17 protein-coding genes are annotated in these 21,833 nt (G+C 39.3%); 3 read left to right on the forward strand and 14 right to left on the reverse strand.

Annotation, left to right across the window (positions count from 1 at the left end; all coding sequences use genetic code 11):
- Both nirB and AC4NPH_RS09295 read right to left on the reverse strand, forming a co-directional pair.
- Positions 1-2,415: a nitrite reductase large subunit NirB gene (gene nirB / locus AC4NPH_RS09290; protein ID WP_061859637.1), complete on the reverse strand. Its 2,415-nt coding sequence runs from the start codon at positions 2,413-2,415 to the stop codon at positions 1-3.
- Positions 2,416-3,023: 608 nt separating this feature from the next.
- On the reverse strand, positions 3,024-3,770 hold the full coding sequence (locus AC4NPH_RS09295) for an SGNH/GDSL hydrolase family protein (protein WP_061859635.1): 747 nt from the start codon (positions 3,768-3,770) through the stop codon (positions 3,024-3,026).
- 469 nt (positions 3,771-4,239) lie between these two features.
- Between AC4NPH_RS09295 and AC4NPH_RS09300 the strand changes: the two genes are divergently transcribed.
- On the forward strand, positions 4,240-4,731 hold the full coding sequence (locus tag AC4NPH_RS09300; RefSeq protein ID WP_098197082.1) for a sigma-70 family RNA polymerase sigma factor: 492 nt from the start codon (positions 4,240-4,242) through the stop codon (positions 4,729-4,731).
- A gap of 101 nt (positions 4,732-4,832) precedes the next feature.
- Here AC4NPH_RS09300 and AC4NPH_RS09305 read toward each other — a convergent pair whose 3' ends face one another.
- The 4 genes from AC4NPH_RS09305 to garR form a co-directional block, all read right to left on the reverse strand.
- Positions 4,833-5,312 (reverse strand): competence protein ComK, encoded by a 480-nt coding sequence (locus tag AC4NPH_RS09305; protein ID WP_098197081.1) that lies wholly within the window; start codon positions 5,310-5,312, stop codon positions 4,833-4,835.
- A 140-nt stretch (positions 5,313-5,452) separates the two neighbouring features.
- Positions 5,453-6,811 carry a GntT/GntP/DsdX family permease gene (locus tag AC4NPH_RS09310; protein ID WP_013055857.1) on the reverse strand — a complete coding sequence of 453 codons (1,359 nt, stop codon included), beginning with the start codon at positions 6,809-6,811 and terminating at the stop codon, positions 5,453-5,455.
- A 106-nt stretch (positions 6,812-6,917) separates the two neighbouring features.
- Positions 6,918-8,357 (reverse strand): four-carbon acid sugar kinase family protein, encoded by a 1,440-nt coding sequence (locus tag AC4NPH_RS09315; RefSeq protein WP_053486975.1) that lies wholly within the window; start codon positions 8,355-8,357, stop codon positions 6,918-6,920.
- The gene (garR, locus tag AC4NPH_RS09320; RefSeq protein WP_491938692.1) at positions 8,354-9,256 is read right to left on the reverse strand and encodes a 2-hydroxy-3-oxopropionate reductase; all 903 of its coding nucleotides are present in this window, start codon (positions 9,254-9,256) and stop codon (positions 8,354-8,356) included. Before garR ends, AC4NPH_RS09315 begins: the two co-directional genes overlap by 4 nt.
- Positions 9,257-9,548: 292 nt before the next feature.
- On the opposite strand from garR, the gene AC4NPH_RS09325 reads away from it, so the two are divergent.
- Positions 9,549-10,175, forward strand: a complete 627-nt coding sequence (locus AC4NPH_RS09325) for a GntR family transcriptional regulator (protein WP_029325019.1) — start codon at positions 9,549-9,551, stop codon at positions 10,173-10,175.
- Positions 10,176-10,199: 24 nt separating this feature from the next.
- Here the strand turns inward: AC4NPH_RS09325 and AC4NPH_RS09330 are convergent, their stop codons facing one another.
- The 5 genes from AC4NPH_RS09330 to AC4NPH_RS09350 form a co-directional block, all read right to left on the reverse strand.
- Positions 10,200-11,780 carry an FMN-binding glutamate synthase family protein gene (locus AC4NPH_RS09330; protein ID WP_491938693.1) on the reverse strand — a complete coding sequence of 527 codons (1,581 nt, stop codon included), beginning with the start codon at positions 11,778-11,780 and terminating at the stop codon, positions 10,200-10,202.
- 43 nt (positions 11,781-11,823) lie between these two features.
- The gene (locus AC4NPH_RS09335) at positions 11,824-13,545 is read right to left on the reverse strand and encodes a pyruvate oxidase (RefSeq protein WP_491938694.1); all 1,722 of its coding nucleotides are present in this window, start codon (positions 13,543-13,545) and stop codon (positions 11,824-11,826) included.
- 100 nt (positions 13,546-13,645) lie between these two features.
- Positions 13,646-14,413, reverse strand: coding sequence for a tyrosine-protein phosphatase (locus tag AC4NPH_RS09340; protein WP_098896601.1), 768 nt, complete (start codon positions 14,411-14,413; stop codon positions 13,646-13,648).
- A 279-nt stretch (positions 14,414-14,692) separates the two neighbouring features.
- Positions 14,693-15,445 carry a CpsB/CapC family capsule biosynthesis tyrosine phosphatase gene (locus AC4NPH_RS09345; RefSeq protein ID WP_308334301.1) on the reverse strand — a complete coding sequence of 251 codons (753 nt, stop codon included), beginning with the start codon at positions 15,443-15,445 and terminating at the stop codon, positions 14,693-14,695.
- 210 nt (positions 15,446-15,655) lie between these two features.
- Complete coding sequence (locus AC4NPH_RS09350; protein ID WP_308334302.1) at positions 15,656-16,444, reverse strand: SGNH/GDSL hydrolase family protein; 789 nt, start codon at positions 16,442-16,444, stop codon at positions 15,656-15,658.
- Between the two features lie 196 nt (positions 16,445-16,640).
- On the opposite strand from AC4NPH_RS09350, the gene tagU reads away from it, so the two are divergent.
- Positions 16,641-17,591 (forward strand): polyisoprenyl-teichoic acid--peptidoglycan teichoic acid transferase TagU, encoded by a 951-nt coding sequence (tagU, locus tag AC4NPH_RS09355; protein WP_491938741.1) that lies wholly within the window; start codon positions 16,641-16,643, stop codon positions 17,589-17,591.
- Positions 17,592-17,628: 37 nt separating this feature from the next.
- On the opposite strand, the gene tagH is transcribed toward tagU, so the two are convergent.
- Genes tagH through AC4NPH_RS09370 form a run of 3 tightly spaced genes read right to left on the reverse strand, consistent with a single transcriptional unit; the run spans position 17,629 to position 21,783 of the window.
- On the reverse strand, positions 17,629-19,341 hold the full coding sequence (gene tagH / locus AC4NPH_RS09360) for a teichoic acids export ABC transporter ATP-binding subunit TagH (RefSeq protein ID WP_308334303.1): 1,713 nt from the start codon (positions 19,339-19,341) through the stop codon (positions 17,629-17,631).
- A 16-nt stretch (positions 19,342-19,357) separates the two neighbouring features.
- On the reverse strand, positions 19,358-20,164 hold the full coding sequence (locus AC4NPH_RS09365; protein ID WP_491938695.1) for an ABC transporter permease: 807 nt from the start codon (positions 20,162-20,164) through the stop codon (positions 19,358-19,360).
- A 53-nt stretch (positions 20,165-20,217) separates the two neighbouring features.
- Positions 20,218-21,783: a DUF6270 domain-containing protein gene (locus AC4NPH_RS09370; protein ID WP_491938696.1), complete on the reverse strand. Its 1,566-nt coding sequence runs from the start codon at positions 21,781-21,783 to the stop codon at positions 20,218-20,220.
- Between the last annotated feature and the right edge of the window lie 50 nt (positions 21,784-21,833).

The following is a 21,833-nucleotide window of genomic DNA, read 5'->3' on the forward strand; positions in this document are numbered from 1 at the left end:
TTATGATGTGACAACTGTTTCAAACAGCTCTTTTTTTGTCTTTTTACTTTCGACGATTTCTTTCCAAGGATCACGGTACGTAGATAACGCTTCGTCCATACGCATATTCAGCTCTCTTCTCGTTTCAGCGTCATCAAGCACTGACTGAATGTGCGAAAGTCCCATACGCTCAATCCATGCAGACGTACGCTCTAAATAATTAGCCGTTTCTCGGTAATACTGCAAATAAGCTCCTGTAATGTCCATCAATTCTTCATCTGTTTTTACTTTATACAACAAATCTCCTCCGCGAAGATGCGTACCTCCATTTCCGCCCACGTAAATTTCCCAGCCGCCGTCAATTCCAATAAAGCCAATATCTTTAATACCTGACTCAGCACAGCTTCTTGGACAAGCGGATACAGCCATTTTCACTTTATGAGGCGTCCATAATCCTTCAAATTTTTTCTCAAGCGCAATGCCAACGCCCATTGAATCCTGCGTACCAAAACGGCAAAACTGTTCGCCGACGCATGTTTTCACCGTCCGCAGCGACTTGCCGTAGGCGTAGCCAGAAGGCATATCTAACTCTTCCCATACGCTAGGCAAATCTTCTTTTTTAACACCAAACAAATCAAGACGCTGACCACCCGTCACTTTTACGAGCGGAATTTCATATTTATCAACAACATCTGCAATTTTTCGTAAATCTTCTGCATTTGTAACGCCTCCGTACATGCGAGGAACAACAGAATACGTGCCGTCTTTTTGAATATTTGCGTGCATGCGTTCATTCACAAATCTTGATTCGCGTTCATCAACGTATCCGGTTGGATTCACCATACCTAAATAATAGTTTAGCGCCGGACGGCATTTCGAACAGCCTTCTTCATTATTCCAGCCAAGTACATTCATCACTTCACGCGTATGCGAAAGTCCTTTTGCTTTGATTTCTTCGACAACTTCATCTCGTGACAGAGTCGTACAGCCGCAAATTGCTTCTTTTTGAGCCGCCGCGTCAAAGTCAGCACCAAGAGTATGCTGAAGCACTTCCGCTACAAGCGGCTTACATCCTCCGCAGGAGCGAGAGGCACTTGTACAAGCTTTGATTTCATCAACCGATGAGCATCCTTGCTTTTGAATAGCTTCCACAATCGTACCTTTTGTTACGCCGTTACAGCCGCAAATAATATCATCCGCGCTCATGCTTGCTACTAAGCTTTCACCGGCGTTACCGCCAGACGGCTGTAAAATCGAAACTTTCGCGACATCCGATACATCTTCTTGCTTTTGAATCATTGAAAACAGTCGATTTCCGTCGCTGCTGTCTCCAAAAAGAACGGCTCCTACAATTTGATTGCCTCGCAGAACAAGCTTTTTATAAATGCCGTCTTGTTCATCGAACACTTTGATCGCTTTTTTCTCTTCATCTTCCGTGAAGTCTCCTGCTGAGAACACTTCAACACCTGATACTTTTAGCTGGGTGGATAAAACCGATCCTTCATAAGGCACTTTTTCTGCCCCGCAAATCGCTTTTGCTAATGCTTTTCCTTGTTCATACAGAGGTGCCACTAGTCCGTATACCATTCCTCTATGCTCTGCACATTCTCCAACGGCGTAGATGTTTGGGATGTCCGTTTGCATATAGTCATTCACGACAATTCCTCGGTTTACGTTAAGTCCCGCTTCTTTTGCAAGCTGAACGTTTGGCTTAATTCCAACGGCCATCACGACTAAATCAGCTTCTAAAAACGTCCCGTCTTTAAAAGATAATCCTTCAACTCGCTCATCCCCAACGATTTCCGCCGTTTGTTTTTCAAGCAAAAACTTCATGCCTTGTTTTTCTAATTCGTTTTGAAGCAATTTGCCGGCTGTTGGATCAAGCTGACGTTCCATTAAATACGGAGCTAAATGAATCACAGATACGTCCATTCCCAGATTTAACAGTCCGCGCGCTGCTTCTAATCCAAGCAGTCCTCCTCCAATAACCGCTGCTTTTTTATACTGCTGAGATGCCTGCAGCATTTCGTCCGTGTCTTTTATATCTCGAAAAGCCGTAACTCCTTTTTTATCTGATCCCGGAATTGGAAGAATAAAAGGAAGAGAGCCCGTTGCTAAAATTAATTCATCATACGATTCTACTCTGCCGCTGTTTGTCGCTACTTCTTTTTTTATGGAATCGATACTAGTAACCGTTTCGCCCGTATATAATGTAATATTGTTTTCTTGATACCAGTTCCAATCGTTTAACGTAATGTCTTCAACATTCGTATCTCCTTGCAGCACTTTTGATAGTAAAATACGATTATAGTTCGGATGCGGCTCGCTTCCGAAAATCGTAATTTCAAACGCTTCGTTTGAAACCTTCAATACTTCTTCAATCGCTCGAACTCCAGCCATTCCATTTCCAATCAATACGAGTTTCTTTTTTTGCATCTTCCATTCCTCCCCTGGCGTATATACCTGCTTGTTTCAAAGATATATTTTCTATGCATCTTTAAAGATATATTTAAGATATATGAATTTTCTGAATCGTTCAACTTGTGTGTTAGATTATCTAACACAGTTATGGTATGTATGCGATTCCATTGCTTTAACAGCAAGCAAAAAAAATAAGTGGTCTAATTACGTTTTAATTTGGATCATCCTTTGCATTTTATTTTGTGATATTTTTCACAACATTAATTTAGCAAGAATAAATAACCTGAGCTATGATAAAAATCACTACTAAATGTTGATAAGCCAAAAATAAAAATCTCAAAAGTTCTTTATAAAGAATTTTTAAATTAAACCGTTCTTTATAGTATTTACTATTACTCTCATATTCTTTATAATGAATATATAGACCTTTATAAAGAACAGAACGGAGAATTAGAATGCCACTCGTAAACATTAAAAAACTTTGGACTCCTTTAGAGATCTTTGGCTTTAAGCTTTATAAGTGTAGAGATACAAAAAGCTACTACTATAAAACGAGGAAAAATCATAATCTAATAAAATTATAGAAAACAAGCCCTATTCCTTTTGAAATAGGGCTTGTCTTTTTATTTTCCTGTAAACCAATTCACAACGTACTCTCCCCACACTTCATTTCCTTTTTTCGTTAAATTACCGCTGTCTTTATTTATATACTCTCCTAAATGAAACGGCCAAATGAGTGAGTGGTTCATATAATACACCCAGTTTGCTTCAGAAACTCCCCTAATCGCTTCTACTCCTTCTTCATAGGACTCCGTTTGTGAAATATATGGCTGTGACGGCTGAATCATAAGCGTTTTTTTCAAGTCTTTGAGCTGATGAATCAGCTTGTCTGTATTTTCAAGCGTCTCATCTAGCGTAAGGTGCTGATAGTCATTTTTAAGAGGTGCTTCAAACAGAATAATGTTTGGTTGAAGTTGATCAATTTGATCTGCAATATGTGAGGATAAAAGCTCATCCGTTGTTTGACTGCCGTATGAAAGTGTTTTAACTGTAAATACATCACTTCCATATGTAGCTGCTAGCTCTTTTTTTAATTGCTGAGGCCACCCTGCTTCCTTCGCAGATGTGGCAATTACAAGAGTCAGAGGTTTTTTGTTTGCGATAGATGACTGGATTTGCTTTGTAATAAAGTCTGGAAGATTTTTTGTATAAGCAGATACATCAGAAAACTGTTTTTCTTTATGTACAACAGCAGTTTTTACTTCACTTGCCTGCGCTTCCGTTTGCTCCTGCCAGTGCTGTGTTCCCGCATACATCACCGCCCCGCACAAAACAGCCGCCGCCACATTTACCCCAACCATCGCCTTCATTCAATCTCCCCTTTACCCGTTTTAAAAAAACAACTATATTCTCTCCACCAAACTTACATTCAATAGAATAAACAAATGGACAATAAGAAAATACTTCACTGAATGTACCCTAGAAGGTTCACCTATGCGGCAGGCGCAAGTCCGCAAGGGAGGGTGACTGCCGCTTAGGTCTAGCAACTCTACCATCACCGCTCTTCCCTGATGGTAGAGTTGCTACATCGATAATAGATATATAAATAGTATAGATTAGTAGAATTTGGAATGGGTGACCTTTCGTACGTAAAATCTCTACAAATACATATATACTTCGCATATTTCCTAGCGAAACGTGAAGTTTCCGGGGAAATTACGTCACGTTTCTTAAAAAGAAAACATAATGTACGTTCATTCGCACATGTGATCTTCCCCTTGTACAGTAGAGATACCGGCGGAATACAGCAAAAACGCGTTTTTGAAAAAGGAATGCTGCATGCAAAAAAGCTCGTTTGATCAAATCGCTTCATCTTTTCATCCATTAATTGTGTCGATGATTAAAAAATTTCATATTTATAAAGACTACGACGAATATTATCAAATTGCGTTGATTGGTTTATGGAGAGCGTATCAAAAATTTGATGAAAGCAAAGGATCTTTTTCTGCTTATGCCTACACAACCGTGCGCGGTACGATCCTTTCTCATTTAAAAGGCACCATTTTATACGAAGAACGTGAAACACCGGCTGAGCAGAACCTGCTTTCACTAAACGAAGATCCCGCTCTACCCGTTCCTCTAGAAAGTGAAATCATCAAGCAGCATATCGAACACTTAACGGGAAGAGAAAAAATCTATGTAATCGAACATCTGCTAGAAGGCTACTCGTATAAAGACATTGCTTACAAATACGGAGTCTCCACGGGAGCCGTTAAAAACTGGGGAAAAGCAGCCCGCAAAAAGCTAAAGACCTCACTTCTTAGGGAGTAAGAAAAGGAGGAAGCTTATGATAAGCTTCCTCCTTCCGTTCATATGGGTAGTCCAAACGATTGTTCATATGTAAGACAAGTTTGTTCAATAAATCGAACGCATTATGCCAAGACAACCGGATTTTCTAAACAGTAATTGCGAATAACAGCCGCTCTGGCCAGCTTTTTTTCTAAACTATAATAAGAAAGCTTCACTGGAATGAACGTTCCGTCTTTGAAGTGAATCAGCATAGAGGGTGAATGAACTGAAGCAAGCGTGTGTGAAGTATGAACATGAGAGGCAAAAATCCAGGCGCAGCCATAGTCATTTGGCGAAGATGTCGGAAACGCAATGATCGCTTGTGAACGATTAATAACAAGCGGCGTAAGCTGTTTGTACGGAAACATTTTTCGAACGGCGGCAATGGACCCCTTAAACGTACTTAATTCCCGAATGCACGCTTCTTCTAATAATTGCTTACACGTCTTGCTTAGCATGTATTCTCCTGCTGCATCCAGTACCTTTGTGCGGTGAATAGGATCATTCACTGGAATTAATGCTTTTGTCGTCAAACCAATTTGATAATTTTCAACATTTGTCATACATCTACCCCCTTTTGCTACTTTATAACTATTCTATACTATCGAAAAGGGGAAAATCTAGTCTTTTTTTCTCATTATTTGAAATATTTTGAATTTATTTTATATCCAAAGAAAAAGGCGCTGAAACCAGCGCTTTTCTTTTAAATAAAAATGTCTAAAATAAGAACCATTGCAAACGCCGCAAACGATAGAATCGTTTCCATTACTGTCCACGTTTTTAGCGTTTGAGCCACTGACATATTGAAGAATTCTTTGATTAACCAGAAGCCAGAATCATTTACGTGTGATAGCATCACAGAACCTGCGCCTGTTGCTAGTACTAGCAGCTCCGGGCTTACGTTTGGCATTGTTGCTGCAATTGGTGCTACAATACCTGCTGCTGTTGTCATTGCTACTGTTGCTGAACCAACTGCTGCACGAATTAACCCTGCAATCACAAACGCTAGCACGATAGGAGAAAGATGCGCATCTTGAGCAAATCCTGCAATCGCGTCACCTACACCGCTTGCTGTTAAAATTTTATTAAAACCGCCGCCTGCACCAATGATTAGAATGATCGAAGCAACGGGTCCAAGACATTCGTTTGTGAATTTTAATAAATCATCTTTATTGTACCCTCTTGCAAAACCGAACGAATAAAAAGCAAACACTAGCGAAATTAACAGCGCAACGATTGGACTTCCGATAAAGTTTGTTACGTAGCGAATCGTACTTGTTTCTGGATAAACAAACCCAGTAATTGTTGCTAAAAGCATTAATAGGACCGGAAGTAAAATCGTAAATAACGTAATGCCGAAGCCAGGAAGATCTTTATGCTTCGACTCTGTGAACTGCTCCATAATTTCACCCGTTGGCTCGACGTGAACACGGCGTGAAATGAACGATCCGTAAATCGGACCTGCCACGGCTGCAGCTGGAAATGCCACAACTAATGAATACAAAATCGTTTTACCTAAATCTGCTTTAAAGATATCCACTGCTAGCATCGCTGCCGGATGCGGAGGTACTAAACTGTGAACAACGGCTAAACCCGCAATTAATGATAAACCAATTTTAATAAGTGACGTACCCGTATGCTTGGCAATTACAAACACAAGCGGAATTAATAACACAACACCAACTTGGAAAAAGACCGGGATACCGCAAATAACGGCTACAACCATCATTGCCCAGTGTACGTTCTTTTCACCGAATACTTTAATTAACGTGCGGGCAATACGCTCGGCTCCGCCTGACTCTGCCATCATTTTACCTAACATCGTTCCAAGACCAAGAACAATCGCAATAAATCCTAAGACGCTCGCTACTCCTTCTTGGAAAGCCGTTACGATATCAGGCAGCTTCATTCCTGAAATAAGACCCATAAACAAAGCCGCAACAATTAGCGCTACGAACGGATTTGTTTTAAATTTGGCAATTAAAAAGATAAGTCCGACAATCGATACAATCGCATACAGCAAAAGACTTGCTTCATGACTTAATCCGAATACTGAATTCATATGTTCATCCCCTTAGTGTGACCATTTTTCATGTACGTACATCCAAATAATGTATACGCTTTCAAATAATTTCTAAAGTGAACGCACCTCGTACGTTCACTTCTGCTTATTTACTTAATAACTCAACCGTTTCACGAAGCGTTGTTTTGGCTCCGACGTTTCCAGGGAAAATGATGTACGCAATGCCCGGAAACTTGCTTTCCTCTCCCGTTACCCATACCGGAATGCCCGGCTTGATTTGTCCAGCAACCGTCGCACGCTTTACGGATAAGCCGTTTACGCCAATATCACTTGACGTAATGCCGCCTTTTGCAACGATAAAGTTTGGACGAACATTTAAGCGGCGAACAATGCTTGTAACCGCATCTGAAATTTTTACCGATAATTTAAGCTCTTCTTCTTTTTTGCCTTCGCCAAGATCTAAGCGCTCGCGTCTTGTATACACAGCTACCGTTTGACCTTGTGAAATAAGCTGCTCTGCTTCATTGATAATACGATTCACTTCTTCTTCAAACTTTTCAGGTTCTAAGACAAGATGACAGTCAAATTCAATAAATTCAATGAAGCTGCATTTCTTCAATTCTTCTAACTGCTCTGTCGTTTTTTTAACATGCGAACCAACCATAATTAATCCGCCGTTTGACGACTTTTCTTTAATGAGCTCTTCTTTTGTTAAAAGGTCTTTGTCGCTCACGCCGCCCATCACTTTTGTTAGAGCCGCAGCGCTGCGATACATAAAGTGCTTTCCAAGCTTCATCGCGCGAAGAAGCGCAATTGTCACAACTTTCACGTCTACATAATCCACTGCGTTCACGATCACTTTGTTAAAGTCTTTCACTTCCATTAACTGATTTGTAATCGTCACTAAATCAAGTGAGCGAATGCTCCCGAGCGAAATATATGTCGTATGACTTGCTTTAAATTTCCCTTCTGACTTTTCTTCTACCCACTCGCCTAAATGAGACTTACTGTAGCCAAACGTACGGTCTTTTGCAAACTCCGTTTCTCCTGCCGGCACTAAGTAGTCTTCATCTTGCACGTAGTGAATGTTATCAACTGTGAATCGTCCGCCTTCTTTAAAGAAAGGAAAGATAACTTCGCCGTCAAGCACTTGATTGGAATGCTGTTCAACCGTTTTCTTTAACACTTCTGTTTCTAACGGATAGTGACCGCGAAGAGTCGAATCACCTCTGCTGATAATTAAAAATTCTTTATTCAGTTCACCTGCTACCTCTGTAATAACAGCGGCAATGTCCGCGTGGGCTTTTTCCGTTTCAGAAGCGGTGAATCCACGTGAATTTGTTAGAATAAAAAACATTGAATTTTCTTCTAAAAACCCTTGCTTGATGCTGTCTTTGCTCCAGTCTGTATAGACCGAAATGCCGTTAACGGTTTGAACACCCGTTGGATCATCATCCAGTACGATGATTTTTTGATTGAACGTCAGAAGCTCTTCGTCGAGCATTTTTTGCACAAGTGCTTCATCGACCGCTGGAATGTTTTTAAACACATCGCTTACAAGACGTTTTTCCTGCTGTTTAATCATGCTTCCACCTTCTTTTTCACTTCAACGTTTGCTAATTTTTCATAGTACTGCACAATTCCGCCGTGATCATCGCTTGCTTTTCCGTCTACTTTTAACGCATGGAAAATTTCAACAAGCTGACTTGAAAGCGGAAGCGGTACGCCAATGTCATGAGCCGTTTCCATCACGTTTGTCATATCTTTTAAGTTAATATCAATGCGTCCCCCTGCTACAAAGTTGCGGTCTAAAATAAGTGGTACCTTTGCATCTAATACAGCGCTTCCTGCTAATCCGCCGCGAATCGCTTGATACATTTTTTCAACGTCAATGCCTGCTTTGGCTGCTAATACAAGTGCTTCAGACATTGCTGCGATGTTTAAGTTTACAATCACTTGGTTTGCAAGCTTAGCCGTTACGCCGCTTCCGTTGTCTCCAACAAGCGTTACTTCTGCTCCCATCGCATGAAGAATAGGTGAAGCGCTTTCAAACACGTGCTCATTTCCCCCGACCATAATTGCAAGCGTGCCGTCAATTGCTTTTGGCTCTCCGCCGCTAACCGGAGCGTCTAGCATGTAAATTCCTCTTTGTGCAAGCTCAGCCGCAATTTCTTTTGATGCTACCGGAGAAATGGAGCTCATATCAATAACAACGCTTCCTTCTTTGGCGCTATGAATTAACCCTTCTTCTCCAAGTACCACGCTTTTTACATGATGTGAAGCCGGAAGCATCGTGATCATCACGTCGCTGTTCACTGCAACTTCAGCAAGGCTTTCTGCTCCAAATCCTCCTGCTGCTTTTACTTCTTCTACTGCTGCTTTATTAATATCGTAAACCGTTACCTCAAAACCTGCTTTTAATAAATTGAGTGTCATCGGTTTTCCCATAATTCCAAGTCCAATAAATCCAACGCGTTTTGTCATTTTCGTTTCCTCCCCTTGTTGTATACGTTTTCAAATACGTTTTAAAAAAGAATGTATACGTTGAAATATTTTCTGTATACATTTCTGATAATTTTGTATACACTCATCATATTCGCATTCTATTTATTTGTCTAGACTTTTTTTAAATGAAATTTATTTCCAAAACCGAAACTTTTCGCCCCAACTCTTCACAAGTTATAGTATGATTTGGGTATACGCGTACAAAATGATAAAAATAAAGAGAGAAAGAGACGAGATTTCCTCGTGTCGAATGCTAGAGGTGAAGTAAAGTATGTTAAGAAATCAAGGTTCTCGTTCGTCTCATCACCCTTCTTATGAGATGATTCGAGATAAAATTTTAAACGGTGAGCTTGAAGGCGGTACAAAAATCGTCGAAGAAAAATTAGCGAGCGAACTTGGATTCAGCCGAACGCCGATTCGTGATTCCATCAGACGCTTAGAATATGAAGGACTGATTGTTCGAAAAAAAGTAGTGTCCCCGACAGAAAAAGACTTACGCAACTTGTTTGAAGTGCGAATGCTGCTAGAAGGCTCAGCATCTAAAGCTGCCGCAACTTTTTTGTCTGATAACGAATTAGAAGAATTAAAGGAATGCGTAGACATCGGAAGAAACGGATCGTTTGAAGAAATTATGAGCGCAAATGAACGTTTCCACGCTATTATTGTGAACGCAAGCAACAATGACGTAATGATTAATATCATCGACCGCATGCAGTCGATCATTTACTTATTCCGTCATACGGTCGTATTTTACAACCGCCCGTTTTTAATTGACGAACACGAAGACATTTATAACGCTATTAAAGAACGCAATGCTGAAAAAGCACAAGCATTAATGCAAGAGCATCTTCAAAAAGATTTAGAGTTTTGCCTGCATTTGCTTCAGCGAAGACAATAGAAAAGCTGCCAATCGGCAGCTTTTTTATACGTACATCTTTTCCTTTGTAGAAATATCAGCTAACTGTCCGCTGCTGTTTTTGAACACCACGTGTTTCCTTGAAAACTTCGTTGGCGAATCAATACCGGCTGCTGCTGCTAAATTAAACAATCCTTCACGAAGCGACAGCACATAGTTACACACACGGTATGACTTTTCTTCAATGATAAGTGCTTTTTGCAGCTTTGGATCTGTTGTGGCTACACCGACTGGGCACCTATTGTTGTGGCAAACCTCCGCTTGAATACAGCCAACAGAAAACATAAAGCCTCTGGCAATATTGACGCAGTCGGCACCTAGTGCTAAAGCAGTCGCAATTTTATCAGCCGTTAACAACTTACCCGATGCAAAAAGCTTCACTTCATCGCGAACGCCATACTTTTTAAGCAGTTCATCCACAAACGGCAGTCCTGAAAACAGCGGTACGCCCGCTCCGTCTGCTAATTCTTGAAACGATGCCCCTGTTCCTCCTTCTGCTCCGTCAATCGTAATAAAGTCAGGACCACTTCCCGTCTCTTTCATATACGCCGCCATTTCTTCAAGATCATTTGTGTTTCCGACAACCATTTTAATGCCTACTGGCTTGCCGCCCACATCTCGAAGTTTTTCAATAAACTTAAACATTTCAGGATACGACGCGAACTCTTTAAAACGGTTTGGACTGTCTACAGATTCTCCTGGCTTCAAGTTACGGATTTCAGCGATTTCTTCCGTTACTTTTGAACCGTCCACGTGACCGCCTCGCGTTTTGGCTCCTTGGGCGAGCTTAATTTCAAACGCTTTGATTTGCTTCATTTCACTTTTCTTTTTAAATTCTTCCCATGAAAATTCGCCTTCTTTTGTCCGAACACCAAAAAGCCCTGGACCAATTTGAAAAATAATATCGACGTTTCCTTTTAAATGATACGGTGACAGTCCGCCTTCTCCCGTGTTCATCCACGTGCCGCCTGCTCGTCCTAATCCTAGTGATAAAGCGGTAATCGCATGGTCACCAAGTGCTCCAAAGCTCATGCCTGATTGACCGATTAATCCTTTTACAACAAACGGATCTTTGCATGAAGGACCTATCACAATCGCATCTTCATCCCGCAAATAAAACGGATCTGCTTCTTTTTCTTCTCGGTGCTCTCTTCGGCTGAATAAGTTATCGGCATCCATTTTATATACTTTCGTTTTAATTTTTTGCGTATTATCCGCTTTCATTTCGTCGCGCTGCTTTGGAAATACCGCGTTTCGAATATAATAGCCCGGTTCGTTAAAATCACGTTCTGAGCCAAACCCCATCATTCGGTTCAAGTATTTACCTGACTTAACGGTTTGTTCATATTGATTTCTAGAAAACGGCTTGCCTTCGTTATTATTTAAAAATAAATACTGACGCAGTTCAGGCCCCATTTTCTCAGAAATATAGCGCATTTTACCGAGCAGCGGATAGTTTCTCAAAACCGAATGCTCTTCTTGTTTTTCATCTTTTATCCAAAGAATAATAGCGATAATAACCGGGACTATAATCACAAGCATCATTACCCCGCCAAAAATAAGTAAAATAATTTCAAACACTCCCATGATATCCCTCCTAAAAAGACTCTCCTGTAAGGAGAGTCACTGATTAAAGCATTCTGCTTAGTCCTTTACGAAGCGGCGGCATTTCAAGCTCATGTTCTTTAAAGAATTTTTTCATGATATGCTTTGAATAATTGGCTGCTTGTCCGAACGAAATTTTGCCTGGAAGCGGCGGTTCATCCGCAACAACGACATCAATCACAACAGGAACAGTCGCAAGCGCAGCTTTTTCAAAAGCTGTTTCGAGCTCCTCGTATTTTTCAACGCGGTAGCCAATTCCTCCGCACGATTCAGCGAACTTCGCAAAATTCATTTCACCAAGCTGCGTTTGGTAATCCAGGTGACCTTGAAGCGCTTGTTCATATTTAATCATCCCGATTTCACTGTTATTAAGGACGACGACAACAATCGGCAGCTTATACTTCACAGCCGTCACAAAATCTTGCATGACCATCGTAAAGCCTCCGTCACCGCATACGGCCACCGATTGTTTTTCAGGATGCGCAAGCTTTCCTGCAATCGCAGCCGGAAGTCCGCAGCCCATTGTTGCCAGCCAGCTTGAAACCACAAATTTTTGATTCGTCATGCGGAAATGTCTCGCCATCCATACCGTAACGTTCCCAACATCAACAGATACAATCGCATCATCTTCAACGATTTTTTGCAGCTTAGAAATGACTTGCTGCGGCTTGATTGGCGTACTCACTTCATTTTCTTCTTTTTCTACGTGCTTCCACCAGTTTTCCATATTAACTTGACACTCTTCTAAGAACCGGCGGTTTTCTTGATAATCCAAATTATGCGTAAGCTGTGAAAGCGTCGTTTTAGAGTCTCCGACTAATCCAATCGATACAGGATAGCGTCTGCCGATTTGTGTGGCATCTGAGTCCAGCTGGATTGCTTCGGCTCCATCTGGTAAAAATTCACGGTATGGATACGAAGTCCCAACCATAATTAACAAATCGGTTTCTTCCATTGCTTCATACGCAGGCTTCGTCCCGAGCTGGCCGAGCTGTCCTAGATTATAAGGGTGACGGTCAGGCAGTATTCCTTTAGCGGGAAGCGTAAAAACAACCGGCGCTGCGATTTTCTCCGCAAACTGCGCTAGTTCGAGCTTCGCATGCTTTGCACCTGTTCCTGCTAAAATAACCGGTTTTTTTGCATATTTAATCGCTAGAAGCGCTTTAGCTACATCTTCTGGGTCACTGTGAGAAATGGATTTTGATACATTCGCAATTGGCGTTTTTTCGTCAATTTTAATTGTTGAAGACGGAATATCATCTGGAATAACTAAGACAGCGACACCTTTTTTAGCATAGGCTGTTCGAATCGCTTGCTGCAGCAAATGCGGAAACGATTCAGGCGAGTCTACTCGGTGATTAAACACCGACACATCATCAAAAACACGTTCTAAGTTCACTTCTTGAAACGACTCGTTGCCAAGCTTCGCACGGGGCACCTGTCCGGCTAGCACTAGCACCGGTGCACCGTCTGCTTTGGCATCATATAAGCCGTTTAGCAAATGAATCGCACCCGGTCCTCCAATCGACAGACACACACCGATTTTGCCCGTGATTTTTGCGTAAGAAGATGCCGCAAGTGCACCTACTTCCTCGTGACGGACTTGAATAAATTCAATTTCGTCTTTTTCACTGCGCAAGTTATCCATGAAATGATTGATGGAGTCTCCCGGCATACCGAAAATGTGATCAATATTCCATTCTTTTAATACCGACATAGCTGCTTTTCCAGCTGTAGTTTTTATCATATTCAGCCTTCCTTTCTTTAACGTTGTTTCTATTCCATACCACAATGAAAGAAAGACAAAACAAGGGACTTTCCCGTTTTTATGGAAAAGTCCCTTGTTTTCAGCTGAATAATTTAAATAAACTAAATTTTTTCATCGGCTCAGGCTCTAATTGATGAACCGGACGACCGTCGATAATCGCTTCTGCATTTTCAATAAAAAAATAAAGCTCTGAAGCACCGTACATATCGGAAATATAATCATACGCTTTTGAAAGTGAATAGTCGTGGTAATTGCGGGCATGAACGCCAGAGGCAATCACGTGGGCTAAGCGGTATTTAATAAGGGTAAGCGCCGCTTTTCTTTCTTTTTTTCCGTTTAAACCGAGAATACTAGCGGCGCTTAGCTGAACGAGTACGCCTTTTTTAACAAGCTCATACAAACGCTCAGGGTGATCTCGGAAAATCGGATGACATTCTGGTGAACGAAGAATAGGCACAATGCCTTTTGTTAGAAGATCAGACAGTATCTTTTCAAAATAAGGTGAGATATCGTATTCAGGCAGTGAAAGAAACAAATATTTATCGGTGTGATTAAGTGTAAGAAGCTGATTCCGCTCATAGTTTCGCAGAAGCTGAGGTGATAAAGGGACAAGCTGACCTGGTAATACTTGTAGAGGAATATATGAATTTGTAAGCCATTCATTAGCTGCATTCACATAGAGAAATAAATGGTGTTTCATAAACTCTTGATCGCTGTCATAAAGCGGCGTCGCCACAACGGACTGAACGCCTTGATCCGCTAAGGAGCGTGCCATCTTCAAAAAGCCGTCTACTTCCTCAGGTCCGCTATCGATATTAGGCAATATGTACGTATGAATATCAATCACTTTATTTCCCTCCCTGCGTTTTGTATAGCTCTATTCTACGACGATTTCTCGTGTGAAACTATGTATTCTTCTCGACATTTACCACCACGAACCCCGGAAAACCGCGTACTTTCCTGTTACCTACTTAACTAACAATATTTTACTATCACTCTATGTGAAAACGCAAACAATATTTGTAAAATAACTCCAAATAATAATGATAAAAGAAGGGATTTAAATAGGTCTTTGTATGCAAATACCCTGATTAAACAGAAGTTAATCAGGGTACAAAGGGAAAATTTAAAAGATTCCTAGGAATTTTGTTTTTTTGATGCGTTCAGGCTCTTGTTTATAAACAGCCTTCCCGCTCGCAATAGCCTCAGCATTTTCCATGAAATGATAAAGCTTGCTGTTGCCGTATTTTTTAGAAACAGCTGAATAGGCTTTTTGCAGGCCGTACTGCTGGTAATTTTCACGGTTTACACCTGATGCAATAACGTGTGCTAATCCGTGATCAATGAACTGATAAGCTGCTTTTTTAGCTTTACTGCCGTTGCCGCTCAGCACACTTTGTGCAGACAGCTGAACGACTGCTCCATTTTTTACAAGCTTGTACAAATGCGCGGGATTCTCTACAAATAATGAATGGCACTCAGGCTCATTTAAAACAGGCACGATTCCTTTTAACTGAAGCTCGTATGCAATATTTTCTAACACTTCAATTTCCACATCTTGTGGAATTTCTAAAAACATATATTTTTCATTTTCATTTATTGTCATCATATAATACTCTTCGTTTAATAAAATCATCTGGGTAGAGGCAACTATTTTCTGACCTGGTAAAACTCTTAACGAAATAGAAGATTTTCTTAACCATTCATTTGCAAGATCAACACTTTCTCTATAGCTGGAATCTTTTCCGTCATAAAGAGGTGCTGCTACGACTTCTGTTACTCCTTGTTTCACTAATACATTTGCCATTTCTAAAAACTCTTCTACACTTTTGGGACCACTGTTCACATTTGGCAAGATATTGGTATATATATCTATCATTTTTTTCTCCTCTTTCTATGCCTCAGATCATGGATAGTATTCCATGAATCATATTATATCATAGACCCCTACCGACTTTTCTATATAAAGGAAAATTGTTTCTTATGTATAAATTTTATGTCCTACAAGCTCCCATTTTGTCTTGAAATGCATTTTACAAGTATTTTTCTTTTAAAAGAACAAGCCTAACCGAATGGTTAGGCTTGTTCTTTACTGGCTAGACTTAGAATCTGTAAAATAGTGTTCTAAATACTGTGCCCATAGCTGTTCTCCCTTGTCATTAGGCTGACCAGGCGCTTGAGTTAAATACGCTGAAATCTTTTCTGACTGATAGTCTGGCCATGCTTTCCAGTGATTGATATATTCATAGCCATTTTCTTTTGCAAAATCTTCTAACGCCTTGGCATCAGATGGGTAATTATTTGCTTTATAAACAGGAGCTGACGGCTGAAGAATCGTAATCAGCTGTTCATTTTGGCGTTTCAAGTACGTCAGGATAATATCTATATTGTCTAGCGTATTCTCAATACCTACTACGCCGTTATCATTTAAAAGAAACGGTTCAAACAGCAAAACATCTGGACTTGCCTTGGCAATTTCTTTATATGTATCGCTTTTGATGAATTGTAAGGTTGTCATATTCTTATATTCACGGACTTCAACCTGGATTAAGGAAGAACCATATGTATCTTCAATTTTTTTCTTCAACAGCTCGGCCCAAGTAGCTTTTACTTCTTCTTGCGGTGCTGATCCAACAATAACTAGCTTCAACGGCGTTTTGGTTTGCATAGCTTTTTGAATTTTATTTTGAATAGATTCTGGAAGGTTCTGAGCGTTCTCTTTCCAATTAGTTTCTGCATTACTTGCATCACTAGAAGCTTCAACTTTGGTTGGTCTGGAAACAGATTGTTCTGATACCCTGTTGTTCCAATACACTTTTCCGGCTGAAATTGCGGCAATAAAAACGATGACTGCTAGAATATTAATCCAAATTTTCATATATTGTCTCCCTTACTATATCTTTCTTTTTTGTTCTTATTATAATATAATTTGTAAGTAAGTGCAGGAAAATGATTAAATTTGTCATTTTTTCAGTAATTTTGATGCAGAAATTTTTTTCAAGATAAGAATAATGACTTACATAGGTACTTCATTTATTTTATCAATATATTAAGCAAAGGAAGAGACAATGAATATGGAAGAATCTCAAACTCGCAAGCGTAAAAGGAAAAAGCCGAAGAAAAAAAGAGCATTTAAAATTATTATGGGTATTATTGTATTATTAATCCTTGGTGTAGGTGCTTACGCCTACAGTGTTTGGCATTCTGTCGAAAAAACGTTCACGCAAACTCATGAGCCTTTAAAACGTGATGTATCGGAGAAAAGATCTGAGAAAGTTTCATTCAGTGACAAAGATCCTATTTCAATATTACTTTTAGGAGTGGATCAGCGTGCAGGAGACCGCGGGCGTTCTGACTCATTAATTTTAATGACGGTGAACCCAAAAGATCAATCGATGAAGATGGTCAGCATTCCTCGTGATACGCGCACAGAGATTGTTGGAAAAGGAACGACTGACAAAATCAATCACGCCTATGCATTCGGCGGTGTCGATATGGCTGTCAATACAGTTGAAAAGTTCTTAGATGTACCGGTTGACTACTATGTACAAGTTAATATGGAAAGCTTTAAAGACATTGTTGACGCAGTTGGAGGCGTGACGGTGAATAACGACTTGGATTTTAATTATGATGGATACAACTTTAAAAAAGGAAAGCTTACGCTAGACGGAAAAGAAGCTCTTGCTTACTCTCGTATGCGTAAAGAAGATCCTCGCGGAGATTTTGGACGTCAACTGCGCCAGCGTCAAATTATTGAAGGTGTTATTGAAGAAGGAGCAAGCGTTCAATCACTAGCAAACTACGGCAATATCTTAGACGCCATTGGAACAAATGTTAGAACAAACCTTACATTCGACGATATGAAGCAAATTCAATCAAACTATAAAGCTGCTCGCCATAACGTAGAGCAGCTACAAGTAGACGGTCAAGGTGAAAAAATTAACGGCATTTACTACTATGCAGTTTCAGATGCAACGCGCCAAGAGTTGTCTACTAAGTTAAAAGATCATTTAAATGTAAAATAAAAATAAAGCCGTCTTTCTTAGGAAAGACGGCTTTATTTTATTTATCTTCTGCATTCTCTCGTGATACAAAAGATATAATCTTAATTTTGTTCGTTTTTAAATTTGTATATATCTTAATATAATAATTCTTGGATTGATAGAAATACAGACCTTCTTTGTCATTAATAAACAATGGCTTCTTCTTTATCAATGACAGAATTTCTTCTGTATCTTCATCCACGTTTCTTAACGATACTTCTGTAACCACATTATTTAGTGCTACATATTGAACAGATCCGTAATTCAATAACGTTCCATCATTTGATTCATACTGATTTGTTAAAGATAAAGCTTGATTTCCCATTAAGTTTTGCTGAGTTTCACTTAACGGACTTAGCAGCTTACTTATACTGATATTATATTTTGATCGTACAAGCGAGTCCAGCGAATCAATATTTTTATTTGTTAGCGTTGACTGCGGTTCAGTATACGGGGTTAAAAGAGCTGAACTAACCCAGCCTTCCTTGCCTTGTCCTGCATTCAATTTTACCCATTTTATATCTTCAGCAGGATCTTTTTTCTCTTGGAGAACTTGATATATTTCTCCAAACGACAGAACCGCTTTTTGGTTACTCTCTAAATCTGGATCTTCCCTGACAAAAGCAGTTTTTGTATTAATAACTACTTTCTCAGCTTGTTGTTTCGCTTGAGTAGTGCCGCTGGCAGAAGACTGTGTTTTACTCTCTGTCTGTTTCGCTGCGTGGCTGGCACTTTGTGCTGCATAAACAGCGTATCCCGCACTTCCTAATAGAATAACGGCTGCTGCTGGCAACAATACTTTTTTAGCAAAGCTTTTTTTGCCAGAGACACTCTTCCGCTTAGTTCCTATTCTTTTTGAACGCGATAGACTAAGTGATTCAGCAGCTTTTTCTTTCGAATGTTCACCTGTGTCTTCTGAAACCGAGGTGCCGTTGTTTAATAATCCGTGTGAAAATTCATTAAGCTGTTTTTCACGGAACTGTTCCCGCTCTTCTTTAGACATCTTATTATATTCTTTTAAAAACTGACCGTATTGGTCCGCTACTTCGTTAATGTCCCCATACTCTTTTACATGTCCGTAATGGATCCAAAGAGCCTTTGTACAAAAACTTTTCACCTGAGACAATGAGTGACTGATAAAGAAAATGGTTTTGCCGTTTTCCTTAAATTCATTCATTTTTTCTAAGCATTTATTTGTAAACGTTTGATCTCCAACAGACAGCGCTTCGTCAATAACAAGGATGTCCGGGTCAATATTAACCGATATAGCAAAGCCCAAACGAGATTTCATACCGCTTGAATAGGTTTTGACAGGCTGATTAATAAATTTCCCAATATCAGCAAACTCTATAACTTTTGGCGTAATCTCTTGAATTTGCTTTTTGGTTAGCCCCATCATTAATCCTTTAAGTTCAATGTTTTCTAGGCCTGTTAACTTATTGTTTAACCCTGCGCCAATAGCAATCAGCGATGCGCTCCCTTTAATATCAACCGTTCCTTCATTTGGCATTGTAACGCCTGCAATTAAATTAGATAAGGTACTTTTTCCGGATCCGTTTAATCCTATAACGCCTACGATTTCCCCTTCATCTACGGTAAAGGAGATATTATTTAGCGCATAGTGATACTCTCCTTTGCCGCGATTCCAAAACAAATCTTTTACTTTCTCTATTTGCTTATTATACATTTTGTACTTTTTTGTTACTTGCTGAAACTTTACTTTATAACTCATATACCTGATTCACCTTTTATAAATAGTCAACAAACTGCTTTCTGAATTTTACATGAATCGCCGAACCTAATATAAGCAACAACAGAATGACACTCCAAAATATAATCGTATACGGAGAGTGAATAAAATTCCAGCTGCCTTTTAACAGAGATTCACGATAACCATCTACAATATAATAAAAAGGGTTCATCGTAAAAATCTCTTTTAGCAACTGCGGCGTGTTGTCACTCGGCAACCATAAAATAGGAGTTACATAAAACAACATACGTGTAGCTGTCTGAATAAGCAAGTGAATATCCCTTACCATTGTAGATAAAGTAGATGTTACGAACGATAAAGAAAGCAAAAAGCAAAATGACGACAGCATAAAATACAATAGACTAATAATATTTATGTGGTGGATCCCTTGAGACGTAATCACAATAATCGTTAGCATAGCTACAAGTATTAAGTGCGTGTAAAGCTGTGCAACCACTACATATGTAGGTATGACACTCAGAGGAAAATTCATTTTCGAAACTGAATTTAACCTCGCATAGACTGAGTTAGAGCCTTGAAGAATAGCAGCACTAATAAAAAACCAAGGGATTAAGCCACAAATTAACCAAACAAAGAAAGGGATTCCGTCAACATCTTGACCTCCGCGTACTCCTAGACCGAACACAACCCAATAAACCCCAATTTGAAATAAAGGATTCAAAATAATCCAAAGTCCACCTAATAGGTTGTCCGCATACGATTTTTTTAACTCGTAAGCTGATAGTCTACCGATCATGTAGAGATTTTGAATTTGTTCTTGTATTACGATTTTAATTGATTTCATATCATAATTCCTTTTGTACAATTTATTGAGAAATACACTTTACTTCTCAATGATTAAGCCTGCTCTAAATCTTGATAAATTGTTGCAAAGACATTTTCTGCTTCAAGATAGTTCTTTACAACAATACGATGTAATTTCTTTAAAAACTGCTGATAATAGTTCATTTCAAAATGAACGTGGAAGACTCCCCAAGGGTGACCTTCATAAGACATATACTTCTCTTGTGTTAAATCGATTGCATCTACTTGATAATTTTCTTGAATATAACCATCCAGGAGGTCCCAATATTGATTTAATGCCTGAACATTGACAGAAGAAGCTATGGTTTTGACCTGGCCTTCATTGTCATAATAAGAATCTGTAAAGCGCGCTTTATGAAGAACTACTTTGCAAGTAGGCAATTCTGCTTGAAGAAAAGCAAATAGATCGTTAACCGCTTTTTTCCAAATTTCCATATATTCATTCTGGTTGTTTTGCAGGGTAATCGCATCATGATTTTTTAATTCCTTGAAATAACTAGTTTTAGCTAACTTCCAGTAATTATTAGTTAAAAAACTATCCGTCACACGAAGGCATCCAAAGAAGATGTCTCCAAACAAATCAATGATTAAATAATCAGGCTGCTGCTTTTTTAAATCCTCTAAAAACTGCTTCTGAAAATCAGTTTTAACATTCCATGTGTCCCAATCATTTAAGTTATCAATTTTGTCCTTCGGAAACGCTAAAGGAGGAGCCATTAAACTGATAATAGAAGATTGATTTTGCAAAGAAACACACTCGTAATTTTTTTTGTAGTCAGGATTAAATTTGCTGTTAAAATTATCACGTGTAACACATGAACCCAATACTGCTACTTTTACTGTGTCATTCTTTTTTCTTTCAATCCACATGGCTGCATAAGGTTCGCTGCTGTTTAGCTGAATAGTATATAATTCATTATTTAACTGCGCAGGGTTGTCCACATGTACATTCGTTACCACTACCGTACCGTTCATGATGTACTGCATAGAGACGTCTTCTTTAGATATAGTCTTATACAAGTGTACACTATTTTGAAGAGGTATACGAAATACAATTGTATTTAAATTCGGCCTGCTCTCAATGGCATATCTTTTTCCACTTATAGTCGCATAGCAATCCTGTGGAAGAACCGTTGCCTTCATTTCAACAGTAAGAATCAAATCTGATTTTTCTAAAGAGCGTTCAATGACTTTTGCCGCAAAGTCTGTTTTAGTGTAAATGGCAACTGTTTTTTTATTTGTGCTATACGGTTTGATCCAATGAGTTCCCCATACTTTTTCATTCATATATTTGATTTTAGTTACATTAAAATCAGCTAGACTCAACTCATAAACTTGCTCTTCTGCTTTAATAGCAACATCTACAATCTCTTCAACAGATACTGACTCACCTTTTAAGTGATATAAATCATTCAAGTTAATAGTGACTGAGTTATCCAACGAGATTTTTTGCGAATAAGTTATGCTTTTATTTCTATGTTTAGCACGTCTTGTTAACAATAACTCAGCTGGTTTTGACTTGAGTTCTTTCGGAATGTTCAAGGCTATTTCTATGATAGCACTATCTCTATATTTAATGTTTTCTACTAGTAAATTCATGACCCACCTATAATTAAGTATGACTTCTCTTCGTATAAAAAGAGCTTCTT

The sequence above is a fragment of the Priestia sp. MDV22-iso46 genome, from assembly GCF_058629175.1.

Coding starts and splice junctions, on each gene's coding strand:
- nirB (WP_061859637.1), bottom strand. CDS start 2,415: ATGCAAAAAAAGAAACTCGTATTGATTGGAAATGGAATGGCTGGAGTT.
- AC4NPH_RS09295 (WP_061859635.1), bottom strand. CDS start 3,770: ATGAAGGCGATGGTTGGGGTAAATGTGGCGGCGGCTGTTTTGTGCGGG.
- AC4NPH_RS09300 (WP_098197082.1), top strand. CDS start 4,240: ATGCAAAAAAGCTCGTTTGATCAAATCGCTTCATCTTTTCATCCATTA.
- AC4NPH_RS09305 (WP_098197081.1), bottom strand. CDS start 5,312: ATGACAAATGTTGAAAATTATCAAATTGGTTTGACGACAAAAGCATTA.
- AC4NPH_RS09310 (WP_013055857.1), bottom strand. CDS start 6,811: ATGAATTCAGTATTCGGATTAAGTCATGAAGCAAGTCTTTTGCTGTAT.
- AC4NPH_RS09315 (WP_053486975.1), bottom strand. CDS start 8,357: ATGATTAAACAGCAGGAAAAACGTCTTGTAAGCGATGTGTTTAAAAAC.
- garR (WP_491938692.1), bottom strand. CDS start 9,256: ATGACAAAACGCGTTGGATTTATTGGACTTGGAATTATGGGAAAACCG.
- AC4NPH_RS09325 (WP_029325019.1), top strand. CDS start 9,549: ATGTTAAGAAATCAAGGTTCTCGTTCGTCTCATCACCCTTCTTATGAG.
- AC4NPH_RS09330 (WP_491938693.1), bottom strand. CDS start 11,780: ATGGGAGTGTTTGAAATTATTTTACTTATTTTTGGCGGGGTAATGATG.
- AC4NPH_RS09335 (WP_491938694.1), bottom strand. CDS start 13,545: ATGATAAAAACTACAGCTGGAAAAGCAGCTATGTCGGTATTAAAAGAA.
- AC4NPH_RS09345 (WP_308334301.1), bottom strand. CDS start 15,445: ATGATAGATATATATACCAATATCTTGCCAAATGTGAACAGTGGTCCC.
- AC4NPH_RS09350 (WP_308334302.1), bottom strand. CDS start 16,444: ATGAAAATTTGGATTAATATTCTAGCAGTCATCGTTTTTATTGCCGCA.
- tagU (WP_491938741.1), top strand. CDS start 16,641: ATGGAAGAATCTCAAACTCGCAAGCGTAAAAGGAAAAAGCCGAAGAAA.
- tagH (WP_308334303.1), bottom strand. CDS start 19,341: ATGAGTTATAAAGTAAAGTTTCAGCAAGTAACAAAAAAGTACAAAATG.
- AC4NPH_RS09365 (WP_491938695.1), bottom strand. CDS start 20,164: ATGAAATCAATTAAAATCGTAATACAAGAACAAATTCAAAATCTCTAC.
- AC4NPH_RS09370 (WP_491938696.1), bottom strand. CDS start 21,783: ATGAATTTACTAGTAGAAAACATTAAATATAGAGATAGTGCTATCATA.